Source organism: Coleofasciculus sp. H7-1, from assembly GCF_057473865.1.
Genome location: NZ_JBYCCT010000072.1, coordinates 53,346 through 71,086 on the forward strand (window position 1 = coordinate 53,346; position 17,741 = coordinate 71,086).

Annotated in this window: 18 protein-coding genes and 1 pseudogene; 10 read left to right on the forward strand and 9 right to left on the reverse strand. The window is 45.8% G+C overall.

Annotated elements, in window-relative coordinates:
* Positions 1-7: 7 nt before the first annotated feature.
* Positions 8-1,006, reverse strand: a complete 999-nt coding sequence (locus tag AC2VDX_RS20435; protein ID WP_378184437.1) for a LysR family transcriptional regulator — start codon at positions 1,004-1,006, stop codon at positions 8-10.
* Positions 1,007-1,376: 370 nt separating this feature from the next.
* On the opposite strand from AC2VDX_RS20435, the gene AC2VDX_RS20440 reads away from it, so the two are divergent.
* The 3 genes from AC2VDX_RS20440 to AC2VDX_RS20450 all read left to right on the forward strand — a co-directional run bounded on the left by AC2VDX_RS20440 (position 1,377) and on the right by AC2VDX_RS20450 (position 4,606).
* Positions 1,377-2,357 carry a diguanylate cyclase domain-containing protein gene (locus tag AC2VDX_RS20440; RefSeq protein WP_378184438.1) on the forward strand — a complete coding sequence of 327 codons (981 nt, stop codon included), beginning with the start codon at positions 1,377-1,379 and terminating at the stop codon, positions 2,355-2,357.
* A gap of 84 nt (positions 2,358-2,441) precedes the next feature.
* A complete protein-coding gene (locus tag AC2VDX_RS20445; RefSeq protein WP_378184439.1) occupies positions 2,442-2,807 on the forward strand; it encodes a response regulator in 366 nt (121 codons plus the stop codon).
* Positions 2,808-2,809: 2 nt separating this feature from the next.
* Positions 2,810-4,606: a PAS domain-containing sensor histidine kinase gene (locus AC2VDX_RS20450; RefSeq protein ID WP_378184440.1), complete on the forward strand. Its 1,797-nt coding sequence runs from the start codon at positions 2,810-2,812 to the stop codon at positions 4,604-4,606.
* A 42-nt stretch (positions 4,607-4,648) separates the two neighbouring features.
* On the opposite strand, the gene AC2VDX_RS20455 is transcribed toward AC2VDX_RS20450, so the two are convergent.
* Entirely contained in the window at positions 4,649-5,971 is a 1,323-nt protein-coding gene (locus AC2VDX_RS20455) for a HEAT repeat domain-containing protein (RefSeq protein WP_378184441.1), read from the reverse strand.
* 824 nt (positions 5,972-6,795) lie between these two features.
* Between AC2VDX_RS20455 and AC2VDX_RS20460 the strand changes: the two genes are divergently transcribed.
* The 6 genes and pseudogenes from AC2VDX_RS20460 (at position 6,796) to AC2VDX_RS20485 (ending at position 10,401) form a co-directional block, all read left to right on the forward strand.
* Positions 6,796-7,365, forward strand: a complete 570-nt coding sequence (locus AC2VDX_RS20460; protein ID WP_378184442.1) for a hypothetical protein — start codon at positions 6,796-6,798, stop codon at positions 7,363-7,365.
* A gap of 77 nt (positions 7,366-7,442) precedes the next feature.
* On the forward strand, positions 7,443-8,678 hold the full coding sequence (locus AC2VDX_RS20465) for an LL-diaminopimelate aminotransferase (protein ID WP_378184443.1): 1,236 nt from the start codon (positions 7,443-7,445) through the stop codon (positions 8,676-8,678).
* A gap of 201 nt (positions 8,679-8,879) precedes the next feature.
* Positions 8,880-9,059: a hypothetical protein gene (locus tag AC2VDX_RS20470; protein WP_378184444.1), complete on the forward strand. Its 180-nt coding sequence runs from the start codon at positions 8,880-8,882 to the stop codon at positions 9,057-9,059.
* A 91-nt stretch (positions 9,060-9,150) separates the two neighbouring features.
* Positions 9,151-9,714, forward strand: coding sequence for a Uma2 family endonuclease (locus tag AC2VDX_RS20475; protein ID WP_378184445.1), 564 nt, complete (start codon positions 9,151-9,153; stop codon positions 9,712-9,714).
* Between the two features lie 167 nt (positions 9,715-9,881).
* Entirely contained in the window at positions 9,882-10,112 is a 231-nt protein-coding gene (locus tag AC2VDX_RS20480) for an addiction module protein (protein WP_378184446.1), read from the forward strand.
* Positions 10,109-10,401: pseudogene (locus AC2VDX_RS20485) on the forward strand (type II toxin-antitoxin system RelE/ParE family toxin). Before AC2VDX_RS20480 ends, AC2VDX_RS20485 begins: the two are co-directional and overlap by 4 nt.
* 64 nt (positions 10,402-10,465) lie before the next feature.
* Here the strand turns inward: AC2VDX_RS20485 and AC2VDX_RS20490 are convergent.
* The 3 genes from AC2VDX_RS20490 to AC2VDX_RS20500 all read right to left on the reverse strand — a co-directional run bounded on the left by AC2VDX_RS20490 (position 10,466) and on the right by AC2VDX_RS20500 (position 11,990).
* Positions 10,466-10,948, reverse strand: a complete 483-nt coding sequence (locus AC2VDX_RS20490) for a PIN domain-containing protein (RefSeq protein ID WP_378184447.1) — start codon at positions 10,946-10,948, stop codon at positions 10,466-10,468.
* Positions 10,949-10,954: 6 nt separating this feature from the next.
* Positions 10,955-11,194 carry a hypothetical protein gene (locus tag AC2VDX_RS20495; RefSeq protein WP_378184448.1) on the reverse strand — a complete coding sequence of 80 codons (240 nt, stop codon included), beginning with the start codon at positions 11,192-11,194 and terminating at the stop codon, positions 10,955-10,957.
* Between the two features lie 232 nt (positions 11,195-11,426).
* Complete coding sequence (locus AC2VDX_RS20500) at positions 11,427-11,990, reverse strand: Uma2 family endonuclease (protein ID WP_378184449.1); 564 nt, start codon at positions 11,988-11,990, stop codon at positions 11,427-11,429.
* A 246-nt stretch (positions 11,991-12,236) separates the two neighbouring features.
* Between AC2VDX_RS20500 and AC2VDX_RS20505 the strand changes: the two genes are divergently transcribed.
* Positions 12,237-12,806 carry an HdeD family acid-resistance protein gene (locus AC2VDX_RS20505; protein WP_378184450.1) on the forward strand — a complete coding sequence of 190 codons (570 nt, stop codon included), beginning with the start codon at positions 12,237-12,239 and terminating at the stop codon, positions 12,804-12,806.
* A 127-nt stretch (positions 12,807-12,933) separates the two neighbouring features.
* Here the strand turns inward: AC2VDX_RS20505 and AC2VDX_RS20510 are convergent, their stop codons facing one another.
* The 4 genes from AC2VDX_RS20510 to AC2VDX_RS20525 form a co-directional block, all read right to left on the reverse strand.
* Positions 12,934-13,152: a hypothetical protein gene (locus AC2VDX_RS20510; RefSeq protein ID WP_378184451.1), complete on the reverse strand. Its 219-nt coding sequence runs from the start codon at positions 13,150-13,152 to the stop codon at positions 12,934-12,936.
* Positions 13,153-13,256: 104 nt separating this feature from the next.
* Entirely contained in the window at positions 13,257-14,036 is a 780-nt protein-coding gene (gene larB, locus AC2VDX_RS20515) for a nickel pincer cofactor biosynthesis protein LarB (RefSeq protein ID WP_378184452.1), read from the reverse strand.
* A 58-nt stretch (positions 14,037-14,094) separates the two neighbouring features.
* Positions 14,095-15,963 (reverse strand): ABC transporter substrate-binding protein, encoded by a 1,869-nt coding sequence (locus AC2VDX_RS20520; RefSeq protein ID WP_486928235.1) that lies wholly within the window; start codon positions 15,961-15,963, stop codon positions 14,095-14,097.
* Positions 15,926-17,725, reverse strand: coding sequence for an ABC transporter substrate-binding protein (locus AC2VDX_RS20525; protein WP_378184453.1), 1,800 nt, complete (start codon positions 17,723-17,725; stop codon positions 15,926-15,928). The genes AC2VDX_RS20520 and AC2VDX_RS20525 overlap by 38 nt, the downstream gene beginning before the upstream one ends.
* Between the last annotated feature and the right edge of the window lie 16 nt (positions 17,726-17,741).

Genomic DNA, 17,741 nt, shown 5'->3' on the forward strand with positions numbered 1-17,741 from the left:
TTAGCCATTAGTTAAGAGGTACAGAGGCATCCGAGCAGATTACAGTGTTGTCAATCGCTGCTTCTAATTGCATCGGTACTAAGTCGCGTACCATCTGGCAAAAGTGCTGAATGGGGGGAATGAGCAAGCGATCGCGCGTTGTCACCATCACCACCTGACGAGACAAGCTGGGATCTGCCAGCGAGTCGGCTAAGTTTGCCGTCCCCGGCGCTGGTGTGGAATCAATGACTCGAATCGCCAGCGTTGCATCCTGGCGAGCATCTACCAAAGCTGACTGGGGCAAAAGAGCAATCAATTCTCCCTGCCGCACGACACCGCGAAAGGCATCAAGCGTATTTAACTCCATCACCGCTTGGAGATTAGCACCTTGCCGCAAAAATCGCTCTTGTACCAGGCGTTGCATCCCGTACCCATCCTTAAACACCACTTGCGGATAGTGAACGAGTTCTGACCAGGGCACCTGTTTGAACTTGGTCAGCGGATGATTTGCCGCCATCAAGATTTCGATGGGTTCATTGTATAAGACATCGACCACCATATCCGGGCTAGCCGTTAAAAAGCGGTTATTCATCACGATCGCGACATCAACCATTCCGTCTCGCAGAACTTTGAGGGCGCGATCGCTTCCCAACGATGTCACCCGCAGCTGCACCGCCGGGTAATCTCGGCAAAACTGCTGTAACACCGGCGGCAAGTATTGGGCGCAAACCGAATGAATCGCTGCCACACACAGTTCTGGTTGCTTCCCTGCCAACAAGTCTGCTAATTCTTGCGTGGCTTGTTGCCACTCCTGACAAATTTTGCGGGCGCGGGGCAAAAAGCGATCGCCCCCAACTGTTAGCTTTGCCTGAGCCGTGCGATGAAACAGGGAAATACCTAGATCCGTTTCCAGAGACTGGATTTGCCTGCTAATAGTGGACTGAGTGAACCCGCACTTTCGCGCCGCTTGCTGAAAGCTGCCGGTTTCAGCAACTGCTAGAAAGGCTTGCAACTGCTCTAGTCGCATGATATGTAGCCTAAATTACATTTAAAGCCGATGAAATGAATTTAGCGGATTTGCTTAACTGTTTTGGTAGGGCTTGATACAGCAGCTCGCTCAGGGTGGCACAGATGGGTTTTACCAACAGCATCAACGGGATAAACCGTTGGAAATATAGCAATTATCGATTGGGTGCAATACATCTTACATCTGTAGGGGCATGGCAATCAAAAAGCCCCTACTGAACGTTAGAACTGCCATATATTCCACCCAACTCTTGAAACGCTATAAATACCATGTCTGCAACCGTACACTCATTTTTGATGCGATGCCTACGGCGATCGCATCAAAATAAGCGATCAAAAAGATATCCCTTACCAGTCTCTGATGAATCAGCATGAAGAAACAACCGTCGCTCCTAGTAGCCAGCCGAAACCACTACAACTTGCAACTTTTAGCACAATTCTTAACCCAGGAAGGATACCCGCTCCTCACAGCTAACAGTTTAGAGGAGTTCGAGCAAGCTTTGAGGCAACCGACACAAATCAGTCTTGCCTTAGTAGATATCTCTAGTCTCGACAGTCGGATTTGGGAATGGCTGCGACAAGAGGCAATCCCAATTCTGATGCTTTCTAATCAGGCTGACTCAGCAGACTGGCAATTTACGTTGATCGCTGGCGCTGGGGACTATCAGATCAAACCCGTCAGTAAGGGAGAACTGCTGACACGAATCAGTTCGATTTTGAAACACAAATCCAAGTTTGAGCTTGGGAAAGCCCGCGACAAGGGGCTATTAAAAGTGACACCACATCTACAGAAGTTTCCCCAAGTGTTAGATGATTTGGTTTTTAGAGACGCCCTAACAGGAATTGCCAACCGCCATCATTTTGAGGAAATTTTGGAACGGGAATGGAGACGTGCTGCCAGAGAGGCAAGGTTTCTGTCGTTGATTACGATCGATCTCGATTTTTTCAAAGCTTTTAACCATACCTACGGACTTCAGCGAGGCGATTATTGTCTGCGAGAAGTCGCAAAAGCTCTAAGTGCTGCTGTGAAAAGATGTGGAGACGTTGTCGCCCGATATGGTGGTGAAGAATTTGTGACACTTCTCCCCGATACAAATCGCTCTGGGGCGATTGTCGTGGCAGAAGCGATGCGTTTAAATGTGGCAGCTTTAAACATTTCCTACGCTAATTCCCCGATTAGCGATCGCGTGACTATCAGTTTAGGAGTTGCCACGTTGATTCCTGAGAGAAATTCCACCCCCCAAGTCTTGATTGCTGAGGCGCAAAGGGCGCTATCTGTAGCAAAAGAGGAAGGACGCGATCGCTTTAAAATCCATCCAATTTCAGGCGAACCGCAGGATATAAATAACTGAATATTTAATCATTGTGAGCCATATCACGGCACCTTTGACTAAATTACGGTACCACTAAAGAGAAGCCAAAAAAAAAGGGGAAATTTGAAGGAGCAACCGTTGATTTTGGCGGCAGCTCGAAACCAGCGCCACCTGGAACTTGTGGCTCAATTCCTCGGCAAAGAAGGAAATTCTGTCGAAAGTGCTAACTGTTTAGAAGCGCTCGATTTAGCCCTGACCGAGCCAAAAGCAATCGGTTTGGCGCTGATGGACAGGGACGGTTTTTACCGGCGTGTTTGGGAACGCTGCAAACGAATTCGGGATCGGCAAATACCCTTTCTACTACTCTTGCCTAAGCAAAGCGCCGCTATTGAGCAGCCTAGCCTAGCTCGCGGAACGCAGAGTACATTAGTTAAACCGCTAGTTGTCAAAAAGTTTCTGGGGATCGTTCGCAGTCTACAAAGAGATTAAGTATGAGCCGGATTTTGTTGCTTGTAGAGCAAAAAGAAAACCGCCGCCTGCTCTCAGAGTGGCTTGCTGGGCATCACGAGATATTGCTACCCGACGGAGAGAAGAGAGGGAGAGGGAGCAGGAGAGAAATCTTACTCAGTCCTCAGTCTTGTAGAGACGCGATAAATCAGCGTCTCTTCAGTCCTCAGCAGGAACGGGATCTCCCCGCCCTGACTGCGCTCAGCGCTCAGCACGGGCATGGTACTGTTCTGCCCCTACCGCTCAGTCCTCAGTCCTTAATCCTCAACACTCCTTTTGACCTGTGCATCTTAGATGGTTTGGCTCTAAAGCAGTTTTGGGAACAGGTGCAAGCTAGAAAAGCGGCTGAATTACCAGTTTTTCTACCGTTTCTGTTAATCGTTCCTCGTCAGGATGTGGGGTTGATGACTCGACACCTGTGGAAGAGTGTTGATGAGTTAGTCACAATCCCCATCGAGAAGATAGAATTGCAGACGCGAGTGGTGATTTTGTTGCGGACGCGACAACTCTCGTTGGATCTCAAACAGCGCAATGCTGAGTTAAAGGAGACAAACGAGCGATCGCAACAGGAAATTGTTAAGCATCAACAAGCAGAAGCCCAACTCCGGCAAAGCGAAGAAAAATTTCGGAAGTTTCTAGAAGCAGCACCAGACGCGATCGCAATTGTTGGCAAAGGCGATCGCATCGTTCTCGTTAACACTCAAACTGAGAAAATGTTTGGCTATGAGCGCGATGAATTGCTTGGGAATACCCTGGAGATGTTGCTACCCGATTACATCCGTCGCGTACACGATAAAGAACGCACCGACTCTTGTGAACCTCAAGTACCACCGATGGGAGTGGGTATTGAGCTGTTTGCCCGATGCAAGGATGGCAGTGAGTTCCCCGTAGATGTCAGCCTCAGCCACATTGAAACCCCCCAAGGATTTCTCGTCACTAGCATTATCCGCAACATCACCGTTCGCAAGCAAGCAGAAGAAGAAATTCACAAGGCGTTGGAACAAGAGCGACAATTGGGTGAATTGAAATCTCGCTTTGTCTCAATGGTTTCCCACGAATTCCGCAATCCGCTGACAGCGATTTCTCTTTCTGCCCATATGTTAGAACATTGCTCTAATGAATGGTCTCCGGAGAAAAAAAGCAAATATTTGCTGCGGATTAAAGACATCGTTAGAAATATGACCGATCTGTTAGAAGATGTGCTTTTAATCGGCAGAACAGATGCAGGGAAAGCAGAATTTAACCCAGTCTCCCTCGATCTAACAGAATTCTGCCGCAATTTGGTAGAAGAAATCCAAATGAGTGCTAGCAATCAGCACGCTCTCAACTTTGTCAGCAATCAAACACAATTCAAGCCGGAAAGGTTAAATATTGAAGATTACTCTCTTCAATCTTCTAATCTAGAATTTTTAACCATCCCTGAAAATGAATCCGAGACTATCGTTTTTATGGATGAAAAACTGCTGCGACAAATTCTTAATAATTTGTTATCAAATGCAATTAAATATTCTCCTCAAGGCGGCATCATTCATTTTGGCTTGATTTGTCAGAATAAAGAGGCTATTTTTCAAATTCGAGATGAAGGAATTGGCATTCCTCCAGCAGATTTAGCACGACTCTTTGAAACATTTCATCGCGCAAAAAATGTTGGCAAAATTCCCGGAACTGGCTTAGGACTGGCGATTGTCAAAAGGTGCGTAGAAATACACGGAGGCAAGATAGCGGTGGATAGTCAAGTTGGGGTAGGAACGACTTTTACCGTGACACTTCCGTGTTATTAGTTAATAGTTACTAGTCACTAGCTAGTGACTAATGACTATTAACTAATAACTATTAACTGTCCATTCTTTTAAAGCGATCGCTACCCCTTGTTTTAATTCTGGGGTCAGATTTTCGTTGTTAGCGAGTTGCTTTAATTGCTGGTAAGCGACGGAAAATTTTTTCAGGGCAGCGATCGCGTGCAGTTTTACCCCCGCATCGGGATCTGCCAACAGCTCAATTAGCTGGCTGATCGCAATGGCATCTCCTAGCTGTCCCCATGCCATTGCCACCGCTTGTTTAACCTTGGGATTTTGAGCAGTTGGGCTTTCTGATTCGAGTGCCGTCACCAGAATTTTAGCGGCTGTTGGAACTAATTTTGGAGAATCCACTCGCCCTAAAACGGTGACAATTTCCTGCCATAGCACCGGAGACTCAACAGAAAGGGCTTGTTGCAAATACTCCAAGGCGGCTGCTGTTTGGGGGAGCGATCGCACGATGTCTACTTGCAAGCTAAGCGGCGTATTCGGGGATGAGAGTACCTGAAACAAGGCAGCGGCGGCTTCATCTGTCCCCAGTCTTCCAATCGCGATCGCACTCTGCTGGCAAACTTCCAAATTAAAGTCAAATAGCAGGGGTTGCAGCTGATTTACCAGATCCAATTCTTCTAGTAAATCGGAGCGCATCCCCAAGCCAATTACCGCTTCTTTTCTCACCTGTGCGGCTGGATCTTTCAAGGCATCCATCAATACTGGCGGAATCCGGCTGTCGTGAAAACTACCCAGTGCTTCAATTGCAGCGGCTCGAATTGGAGATTGAGGATCTTGAACCACGTTAAGTAGAGGCGCAATGGTCTCCGAACGGCGGATTTGGGCAAGCGATCGCACGGCTAACAGTCGTGTCTCTGACTCTGCTAATAATTCGGTCAAAGCTTCCACAGCAGGAGAGCCGATATTCGCTAAAGCAGCCGCCGCTGACACTGTGAGTTCTTCATCCTCAGATGTTTTCAGCAGCTCCACCAAGGCGGTGACGACAGCAGGATTGTCAAATTCTCCCAAGATGCGACCAGCAAACCAGCGCTCCTCCAGGTCGGCGTCTTCGTCTTTCAGGATGGAAATCAAAGGTGCGATCGCGCCTTCCCCTAGTTTGGGTAACACCTTCGCCACTTCCCACCGTTCCTGAAAATCCCCCGCGTCAAGTACATCTAAAGCCAGGTTCAGTAATTCCTCTAAGTAAGGCGAAACCTTAGAATCCTCTCCTCTTGCCGACTCCCCCTGCTTTACCTCTTCTTTTTTAAGTGGCAGTTGCTGCAAGCATTGGTTTAACAATGACCAGTTTTTTTGCTGTGCCGCAACAGTAGCCTGCTCTAAAATACTTAATAACATCATTTAAATCACTTTTACTCAATTTTTATCCGACACGCTTGACCCACACTAACTAGCCTTGAAAGACTATCCAAATCTCGGATGTGTAGGCTCCCTTTGAGTTCACGAAACCCAGCACTGGTGCAGTTTGTTGGGTTTCGTGAACTCAACCCAACCTACGATTTTTCAAGGGTTTCAAGAGTTTTGGATAGTCTTTCAGCTAACTAGCCTTGTTTCCTGAACCCGGATGCCTTTACACTTTACAAGCCAGTTTACCTAAACTCTAGGTGGGGATACTAGATTTGCCGATAAATCAGTATAGAAGCTGTGCTTGCTTTATTTTGACTAATAGAAACCTTTCTCAATCAAATCATAACTCATCGAAAAATGTGAATTAAGCATTGCTTTAATATATTAAATTTTATTGTTAACTATTATATAATTAGGTAGACATAATTCAACTCGCGCATCTGATGTAGAGAATGGTTGAGGAACGAAACCCAACGCATGACACGGGTTTGATGGGTAACGCTTATACTCTACCCATCCTACAAATAATTAGCTCCATCTACATAGTTATTAGCCAAAGCTTTAAATAAATATAGCAGTCCTATTTGATTGGTGACAAAAATTATTTTTAACGAACCGCCAAGAACGCCAAGAGCGCCAAGGAAGAGCAAAAGAGAGGCAAAAGAGAGAGTTCACAAATGATTTAGGATTGCTATACACGTTTTATGCAACTAAATAAGTTTATAAAATAACTGCCTCCTATCTACCTAAATAAAGGACAAATTTCTTGTCTTTGAGACATTCCCAAGTCGGCAACTAAACATTCTAGAGAGGACATAATGCTAACAACGATAGAGCTGCGCTGGTTTTATCGCGGCACAATCCCCACAGAGATTGAACGCTGGTTCAATCAAGATAGTCTCGGTGGACAGATGGAGTCACCAGAAGACCGAGAAGACTGGTATTTATACTTACCTAATAGTGATTACCTGGGTATCAAACTGCGGCAAGGAAAGCTGGAAATCAAGTGGCGTCAAACCGAATTAAAGGTGCTGCGTTTTGGAGATTTGGTTGAGGGTAAGGCAGAGAAATGGGCGAAGTGGATGTGTGAAGATCCGACTTCAAAATGCTTTATTCCCGCAGAGGTGGCGGGAAAAGAGTCGTGGATGGGTGTGAAGAAGGTGCGATCGCAGCGTGTTTACCAAGACTGTACCGTTGAACTCACTCAACTAGATATTAAGGGTAAAGATTGGTGGAGTCTAGCTTTTGAAGCTACGGGCGAAGATGACAAGCTAATGGATAATCTTGAAACGGTAGCCAGCCAAGTATTTCAAACTTACCAAGGTTCAAAGTTGCAAGGTAAGGATTCTTTTGCTTATCCTAGCTGGCTGTCTGTAGTTGGGGAGTAACGTCAACACTATTAACCTTGGAATCGTAACGCGACGATTGGCAGTAAGCTATTTTACGGCGTTCGTGGCGATTCAACATGGCAACGATTAACGATAACTACCTCAAACTCAAAGCTGGCTATCTATTTCCCGAAATTGCGCGAAGGGTGAATGCCTTCGCAGAGGCTAATGCTGACGCAAAAATTATAAGGCTGGGGATTGGCGATGTCACGGAACCTTTACCGGAAGCCTGTCGCACGGCGATGATTAAAGCTGTGGAGGAAATGGGCGATCGCGCTTCGTTCAAAGGCTATGGCCCAGAACAGGGTTATGCTTGGTTGCGGGAGACAATTGCCTCACATGACTTCCAGGCGCGGGGATGCGAAGTTGATGCTTCCGAAATCTTCATCTCCGACGGTTCTAAGTGCGATACGGGCAACATTCTCGATATATTTGGTGATGATAACGCGATCGCTGTCACCGATCCGGTTTATCCGGTGTATGTAGACACCAACGTGATGGCGGGACATACAGGCGCTGCTAACGATAAAGGCGAGTTTGGCGGTTTGGTGTATATACCCATCACCGCAGAGAACAACTTTACCGCCGAGATTCCCTCGCAGAAAGTTGACTTAATTTATCTCTGCTTCCCCAATAATCCTACAGGCGCAACTGCCACCAAGGAACACCTGAAGGCGTGGGTAGACTACGCCAAAGCTAATGGTTCCATTATCTTCTTTGATGCGGCTTACGAAGCTTTTATAACCGATCCAGCGCTTCCCCATTCCATCTACGAAATTGAAGGTGCAAGAGATTGTGCAATCGAGTTTCGCTCGTTTTCTAAGAATGCCGGATTTACTGGAACCCGCTGTGCGTTGACAGTAGTGCCGAAAACGCTTAAAGCAAAAGCCGCCGATGGTTCCGATGTGGAAGTATGGAAGCTGTGGAATCGCCGCCAGTCCACCAAATTTAATGGCGTGTCCTACATCGTGCAACGCGGCGCTGAGGCAGTTTATTCCGAGTCAGGACAGGCGCAAACGAAGGCGCTAGTCAACTTCTACATGGAAAATGCCAAAATTATCCGCGAACAACTGACGGCGGCTGGATTAGCAGTATATGGCGGCGTGAATGCGCCTTACGTCTGGGTGAAAACGCCTAATGGTTTATCGAGTTGGGATTTCTTCGATAAGTTGCTGCAAACTTGCAATGTTGTCGGTACTCCTGGTTCTGGTTTCGGTGCTGCGGGTGAAGGTTACTTCCGCATTTCGGCATTTAATAGTCGGGAAAATGTCGAAGAGGCGATGAAGCGAATTACTGAGAAGTTTAAGGTGTAAGTGTGAGAAGCCGCGCTTGTGGGACATACGCTACGCGATCGCTTTTGAGCATCAATTCTCGCTGCCTTGGTTAAACTCAATCTATAAGTCTAAAAGGTTGCGGTGGGATATTGCCCACCGCAACCCTAGCTTTAACCGCTAAGTAACAAGCAATCTTACGACCAAAGCGCCACTAAACTAATTGCTAAAATTCAAACTTGTTTGCAAGAAGGAACTCAATTAGGGTGGCTCTTCGATCCGACAGAACGAGTGATTATTGTGCTGTGGTCAGATACTCGGATGGCTTTGCTCAGAGATAGCGATCGCTTGCCTGTCCTACAGGATATCCCATTAGAATTGACGGTTGAGCAAGTGTTTGGCTGGTTACGGCGGGCAAGCTGAGGATATGTGAGCCTAAGTCTCAATTGTTGTCCTGGTAATGCTCACCCTGCGTAGCTATATTTGCATTCAGCATAAATCGAAGTAACTTCAAATGGTACAAACACCCAATAAAGCTTTGACTTTAGAAGAGTTTCTGGAGCTACCAGAAACTGAACCCGCCAGCGAGTACATTGACAGTCAAATTATTCAGAAGCCAATGCCGCAGGGAGAACATAGCACCATTCAAGGTGAGTTGATTATTACTATTAATGCTGTCGTTAAGCCCCAAAAAGTTGCACGGGCATTTCCAGAATTGCGGTGTACGTTTGGTGGACGGTCAATTGTGCCAGATGTAGCAGTATTTACCTGGGAGAGAATTCCCCGCAAAGAAAACGGCGGTGTAGCAAATGTATTTCAATCTGCTCCTGATTGGATAATTGAAATCTTATCTCCCGACCAAAGCGCTACGAAAGTCACGAAAAAAATTCTGCATTCTCTCAAATATAAAACACAAATGGGCTGGCTAATTGACCCAAATGAGCAGACGATTTTCGTTTATCAACCTAAGCAACAACCAGAGGTGTTTGACGAACCAGAACAGCAGCTTCCCGTTCCTTCATTTGCTAGCGAACTAAAGCTGAATGTAGGAGATGTATTTGGGTGGCTGTTAGAATAACAGTTTGTGAGGATGGGTGATGATAACCTGGAAATACCGTTCGCTAACCAACTAGGCACGTTGCAGGATTGCTTCGACTAACTGATTAGCGATCGCTTTAATAAATTGACGGGAAAATGCGATCGCTTTATTGTTAAACTGTGAATAACTCTGATTTCTAAGTAGCTATGCTATCGATCGAGCAACTGATGAAAGAAGCTTTATCTTTACCAAGTGCATCGAGAGCGCTCCTGGCGGAGAGGCTAGTTGAAAGCCTTGAATTCGATGTAGACGAAACGATTCAAACACTTTGGACAACTAAAGCCAAGAATCGTAGGGACGAAATCCGAAGCGGCGCAGTTCAACCAATTTCTGGGGAAGAAGCATTGGCTGAGGTAAGGCGACTCCTAGAGCAATGAAGTATGTATTTCACCCAGCAGCATTAACTGAATATGGTGAAGCGGTACAGTTTTATTCACGGAGTCGAGTTGAGTTGGCTCAAGCATTTATCAACGCAGTTGAGGATGCAATATTCAGAATTATCGAGTCTCCCACTCGTTGGCGCATAATTGATGAAGAATTCGTCGATGCTTGACGCGCAAATTTCCTGATGGAATTCTCTACACAATTGAGCAAGATTTCATTCTAATTGTGGCAGTGATGCACTGTAGTCGAGAACCTGGATACTGGAAAAATCGAGTTATATAGATACAATCAAAATAAAGGTGCGATCGCTTCCTTGAAATTACGATAAAATTGCGATCGCGCTCGTCTAATCCTCAAAGATGGCATCAAATAACGATCGCTTAATCCTGAAATTAATCGCCACTAGGTCTTGATACAATTGATCTAAGCTATCAATGGTAATTTTGCTATCTGCTTGAAGTTTCCTAATAATTGCTAACATTCCCTTAACATTCAGTCCCAAACGAGTTGCTTCCTTCCTGGCTGCAAAATCATCCAAAATAATGTAGTCTGTTTGCAATTCAATGCCAAGGGCGATCGCTTCCGCCTCTCCTCTCCCCAGTCGCATATTTATACTGTTGGCTAAGGAAGTTAATTTAATTGTCCTGGCTGAAATTTTACCGGAATCAATCAAAGCTTTCACTTGCAGACAAGCTTCGTCAGATTTAGCACTGATTTCTTCTGCAACAAACATTGGCAGGTAGAATTCATCGGGAGAGTCAACAAAACTATCCAGAAATTGCAGCCGTGATAAAAAAATTAATGGAGAGGAGTTAAAAATAACCTTCAAGAGAGCCTACCAATTCTTCTCAAGTGGAATATCTTGTGGAGTTAAATAGGAAAACTCAAGCCCCATCAAGTCTAACAACGTAAGAAACACATCAGGCTCTATTCCCATAATTTCTGCTGCTTTTTTCAAGCTAATAACTCTAGAAAATAATGCTCCCAGCACGAACAAAAAAGTTTCCTTCTGCTCAATATCATCGAATAGTTGTATTTCCGAAGCAACGCTTCTTAGCACTTCCTTGCTAGTCATGGGGCTTTTAGAATAATGGCAGGATACGCTTTAAGCATAGACTATTTACCTTGACCTAAATACTATTGACTTAAAAACCTCTCAACGGTAGCGCTTTACCCATATCAACTCGCTTTAAGGAGTAAAAAGGGCGAATAGAATTCGCCAGGTATATTTGCAAAATTGGGATGTTCCCGTCTTCAACGAAGTTGGCTGCAAGTTCGACAAGTGCGATCGCATCTACCCTAACCAATTAACTTCTCATTCTTAACCAGCCAAAAATTTGCTCCGCTGTCAATTCTAGGTCAATCCCGTCTAACACAGCTAAGCGATCGCTTCCTTGATACAATTCTGGCTGTTGGTTGGGTAGGAAAATTAGTACAGAGCGATCGCTAGGATCGATTAGCCATCCGAGTTGGGAACCATGCTTGAGACAGTGCAAAATATTACCCGTCACTCGATTTGAACTCGGTTCTGGAGATAAAATCTCGATCGCCCAATCTGGAGCAATAAATACATCATCTACAGGTTCGCCTTCATCATTGAATTCAATCCGGTTCCAGCGAAGAACGGCAACATCTGGAACAATTGACCGTCCTCCAAATGTGCATCGCAGTTCCGGAAAAGCGTAGGCAATTCGCTGTTCCTCAACAACACCATTAATTGTACCCGTTAACTTTTCCTGAAGCCTGGAGTGACGAGTTTTAGGCATTGGTTTCTGAATCACCTCACCGTTGATATACTCTGTGGCAGGCTTTGTCTCTGGGAGTTTCAAGAACTCTTCTAAGGTGATGGATTTAGAGGATATTTGTACCATTGAGGCAGCCTCCAAGAGCGGAATCAGACAAGCTTTACCTTTTATTCTAGGTTTCGCATCAAGTCTAAAGTACCAGAGGAGTCAGAATAAGCGATCGCCCCCAGAAATTGACGGGAAAATGCGATCGCAAACTATATCAGCGGGTAGAGCTTGGTGTAGCAGGGTGGTCTACCTTAAGGTTCTACCCAGTTCTTGAGAAATTTCCTAGCCTGAACCTATAGCTCACTCGTGCCAAAAAAAATTTGTATGACAACCGACGTTTCTACTGACATCAACAAGAACAAAGGTATTAATGGATCGCTCTTGACTGGCGCTCTTTTGATTATTTTGGGGATAGTTGCGATCGCTGTACCGAATGTCTCGACAATTGTCGCTGAGACTTGGATTGCTTTGATCCTAGCTAGCGCGGGAGTCGCCAAGGCGGTCTATGCCTTTCAAACCCGCGAGCAAGGAGGTTTCATTTGGAAACTCTTGTTGAGCGCCCTCTACATTGCCACAGGCGCGATGCTATTTTTCTACCCCTTAACAGGTGTCCTGACGCTGACTCTGTTGCTAGGTAGTTTTTTACTGACGGAAGGTGTATTCAACCTGATCCTGGCATTCCGGGTGCGTCCGCAACCGAACTGGACATGGGTGCTGACAGATGGCATTATTACGCTGGTGTTGGGCGCAATGATTTGGTTCCAGTGGCCCTTCAATGCCCCTTGGCTGATTGGGACGCTAGTGGGTGTCAGCGTTCTGTTCACGGGAGTTTCCCGCGTGATGCTGTCGCTGAATGGGCGTTCTGCATTGAATCAGTCTAACCAAGCTGTTTAAGTCTGGTGTAGCGCGGGTAATGTAGCGTCAGAAAATTGCCTGCAAGCTCGATAGAAGCGATCGCATCCTGATGGCGATCGCTGCTATCAATTAAGGAAAGGTGCGATCGCGTCCTCAGTTGAAATAATTACTGAAGCGAGTCCCGATACAAAGTTTGCAATAAATTTTCTAATTTTTCTTCAGGACAGCACTCAATCAACGCTTCAAAAACCTCTAACAATTTGGCAGCGCTGTCTCCCAAAGTGGGACTAAGTCCCCAAACATCTTGTACCCAGTCTTGAGGACGTTCATCTTCAAAAATCAAGCGTTCTAGGAGTTGCTTTGATTCTATCTTGGAGGTAGGCATCTGGTTTAGCTGATGGGTAAAAATCTAATTATTAGCTGTCCATCATTAAACAGCATATAAGTGATAGGCTCACCGTTGTAGCATGAGTAGTCAATGCCACTCTACTACCCAGATGATTTCAGCTTGTGAGCCGTCCTCAAGATTTGTCCAGCTAAAATAGCCGCACCGAAGCCATTGTCAATATTCACCACGCCCACGCCTGCTGCACAAGAGTTTAGCATTGTCAACAGTGGCGCAAGTCCGCCGAAACTCGCACCATAGCCGACACTGGTGGGAACTGCAATCACGGGACAATCAGCCAAACCAGCGACGACGCTGGGTAAAGCACCTTCCATCCCGGCAACGACGATTAGCACATTAGCCGATTCAATGACGTGACGGTTACTTAACAGGCGGTGGATACCCGCGACTCCGACATCCCAGAGGCGCTGCACCCGGAAGCCACACAGTTCTGCTGTAACCGCTGCTTCCTCAGCGACGGATAAATCGGCAGTACCGGCACTGAGGATGCCAATTGTGCCCGAATACTGGGGTTCTAGGGTGGCAGGAGAAATGGCACAGATTCGGGCAGAAGGGTAATATTGGAGACCTGCTACTTTTTCCTGCAACTGGGCATAGACTGCCGGTTCAATCCGCGTTGCCATGACGATAGGGTTGCGCTGCCGCATCGCCTCCATAATCCCAGCAATCTGTTCGGGTGTCTTTGCTGGCCCCCAAATCACCTCTGGAAAACCCGTTCGCAAGGTGCGGTGATGGTCAATTTTGGCAAAATCGCCCACTGGTTCAAAGGCAAAATGCTTGAGTTTTTCTAACGCCGCTTCTGGGCTAACGTCACCAGCGGCAACCGCTGCTAATAAGATTTGCAAAGCTTCAGGTTGAGTCACGGCTTCAAATTAAGAATTAATAATGCAAAAAGAAGAATGGGCAATGTAAATTTTGCCTTTAATCGGTCACTTTCAGCTCATAAAGATTCCAGAGGACACCGCCAAGAGAAGAGTATTTGATGCCGGTAACGCGATCGCGCACGGCTGACATTGACAGCGGGTTGACTAGATAAATCATCGGCAAATATTCCTGCGTAATCCGCTGCGTTTCGGCATAGATAGCTTTGCGCTTGACCTCATCCAACTCCTGCGCTGCTTTGATATACAGACGCCCAATTTCCGCCTCCCAACGCGCCACCTCTCGACCCTCTATCGGCTTTGACCCCGATACGGCATCTTGATTGAAGCTGTGTAACCCGCCATCTGTCAACCAGACATTCGCACCATTATGCGGTTCGATACCGCCGGTAAAGCCGAGCAAATAACATTCCCAATTTAGAGTGTTTGAGAGTTTATCTACAAGCGTGTTGAAGGCAATCGGATTGAAATCTACTTGAATGCCAATTTGGCTCAAACTTTGCTTAATTTGCGCTCCCATTGACACGCGGGTTTGATTTTCAGCATTCGTTATTAATGTAAACTGCACGCGATTTCCATCCGCGTCTAACAACTGGTCTTGCTTGTTATACTTAAACCCTGCATTTAATAATAATTCCTTAGATTTTTTCGGATTATATTCGTAAACTTTCAGACCTTCTGCCGGAGTTATGTAGTAAGAACTTTGTACAGAAATCGGTGAATTTTGCATTTCACCCAGACCGCGCAAAGTGTTGTTAATCATCGCTTGCCGATCGATGGCATAAGCAACCGCTTGTCTGAATGCTACATTATTGAACCAGCGAGATTTAACGGGATCGATCAAGGGGCGTCCCTTCCGGCGTCCTTTATTTAGATTAAAGGAAATAAAAGTCGTGCCCGGTCGCGGTCCACCTGTATAAACTGTAAATTTTCCTCGCTTTTCTTCTTGTTTCAAAAGGGGAAAATCTTCTGGGCGCATCCGTCCCCACCCGTCGGTCGTATCTAAATCGTTAGTGCGGAACTGGAGCAGTTGAGTGTTCATATTTTCCGTAATTTGCCAGACGATGCGATCGATGTAAGGTAACTGATTACCTTGTGCATCTCGTCGCCAGTAATATGGGTTACGCCGAAACACGACCCGTTCGCTGGTGGTGTAACTTTCTAATTTGTAAGGGCCATTAACAATAATTTCTGCTGGATTGGTATCTACTCCCCAGATAGACATCAACCTGGGTTTTCCCTCTGAGTTTTTCGACTTTACAGCGTCCTCAAGAGCGTGTTTTGGCAAAATCACGATTCCATCGCTTTTTGAGCCGGTCGTAGTTCGCAAAAAAGGAGCAAACGGTTCTGGCAAAATAAATTCAACCCGTCGTTCATCTAGCTTTCTTACTTTCGGAAAAGCACCAGATGTACCAATTTTGAGGCTATCTCTGGCATCGGTAAGAATCTCTTTATTAAGAACCACATCTTCATAAGTGAAGACAACATCATCCGCCGTCAGTGGCTGACCATCCGACCATTTCAATCCTTCTCGAAGGGTAAAAACGATCCGCCGTTTATCCTCTGATATTTCCCAAGATTCAGCTAATGCAGGCTCAATTTCACCCGTAACGCTATTTTCAGACGTTAATCCCTCGTAGGTGAAGAGAAAAACATGGGGAAATTCTTGGTTAACTACCCAATTGAAAGTTTTGGGATCGCTTAATGTGGCTGTCACCAACTGGGATACTTTCTCAGTTGCCTGAGTTTTGAGTAAAGTCGGGTGACAGCCGAATAAAGCAAAAGGAAAAAGCCAAAAGCAAAAAGAAAGAAAAAGAGGAAGCAGGAAAGCATTCTTTCTTTTCTCTTTGCCCGATTGTTTTTTGCCTTGTTTACGGAATGTTTTTGTTTTCGGCGACTTTGAGTTCATAAAGATTCCAGAAGGCTCCACCAAGGGCCGAGTATTTGATACCCTGAACGCGATCGCGCACTGCCTCCATTGAAAGCGGATTCACCAGATAAATAAAGGGTAAATTTTCCTGGGTGATGCGTTGGCTTTCGACATATATCTCTCGCCGCTTACTTTCATCAAGTTCGCTGGCACCTTTAATGTAAAGGTTTTCAATTGCCAATTCCCAGTCCTCAGTCTCCCAACCCTTCAGCGGAGGTTCTCCAGCCTGTTGTGCCAGGTTAAAAGTGTGTAACCCCCCTTTGGTTGTCCAAGTGTTTGCCCCACCATTTGGCTCAATGCCGCCGCCGCCAATTTTGCCAATATAACTATCCCATTTCCGTTGGGTATAGACCTTTTCAATCAACGTATTGAAGTTAATCGCATTAAAGTCTACCAGAATCCCAACTGCGCCAAGGTCTTGTTTAATCTGAGCGCCGATGGCTTCCCGCAGCTTATTCCCTGAATTGGTGAGCATACTAAAGCGCACCCGATTGCCATCTGCGTCAAAAAGTTGACCCTGTGGGTTGTATTTAAATCCAGCTTTTCGCAGCAATTCTTTAGCTTTTTCTGGATTATAGTCGTAGACTTTGAGACCCTGTTCTGGAGATAAATAGTAAGGACTTTGCTTATAAATCGGTGAGTTTTGCGATTCTCCCAGTCCTCGATAGAGATTGTTCAGCATTTTCTGACGGTCGATGGCGTGAGCAACCGCTTGGCGAAACTCAAGCTGATTGAACCAGCGAGACTTAATTGGGTCTACGAGGGGCTGATTTTGAGAATTTTTGGCTTTATTGAAATTGAAAACCAAAAAAGTCGTACTTAGTTCTGGACCACCCGTGTAAATTTTAAATTTTCCCCGGTTTTCTTCTTGCTTAAGTAGAGAATAATATTCCGGCGTGATTCCCAGGGTATCTAAACCGCCAGAACGATATTGGATAAAAGATGTATCGGTATTTTCGACAATTTGCCAGACGATGCGCTCAATGTATGGCTGCTGATTACCCTGAGCATCCTGCCGCCAGTAATGGGGATTTCGTCTAAATATCACCCGCTCGCTAGTTTGATAGTTTTCTAGCTGATACATCCCATTAACAATAATTTTTTTGGGATCGGTGTCGATTCCCCAGCTAGACAGAAACTTAGGTTTCCCATCTGAATCGGCTGTAACGATGGATTCTCGCAGCGCATGGGCGGGTAAAATTGCTAGTCCGGTGTAGCGCAAAAATGGGGCGAAAGGTTCTGGAACTGTAAATTCAACCCGCCGCTCATCAAGTTTGCGGACTGTGGGCAGCAGGCGATCTTTGCCAATCTTTAGAATGTCTCTAATATCAGTGGGAATCTTTTCGTTGAAATAGACTTCATTGTAGGTAAAAACGACATCATCAACGGTCAACGGTTCACCATCAGACCATTTCAATCCCTCTCGCATGGTAAAAACAATTCGCTTTTTGTCTGGGGCGACTTCCCAAGATTCGGCTAAGGCGGGTTCAAGTTCACCATTGCCGTTTTCACTAATTAATCCCTCGTAAATTAAGCTAAAAACGTTGGGCGATTCTTGACTCAGGGCATAGTTAAAAGTTTTTGGGTCTTGCAGAATACTATCCACCAACTGGGGCACCTGGGCGGCTTTCGTTTTGAGTTGATTCAGGCTACAGCTGTGGAGCGCGATCGCGCTAACCATCGCCAACACTAAAGCTAACCATCGACGCCAATTTGAGGAAATAATAGCAGAAACTATCATAATTCTTGTCTGTACG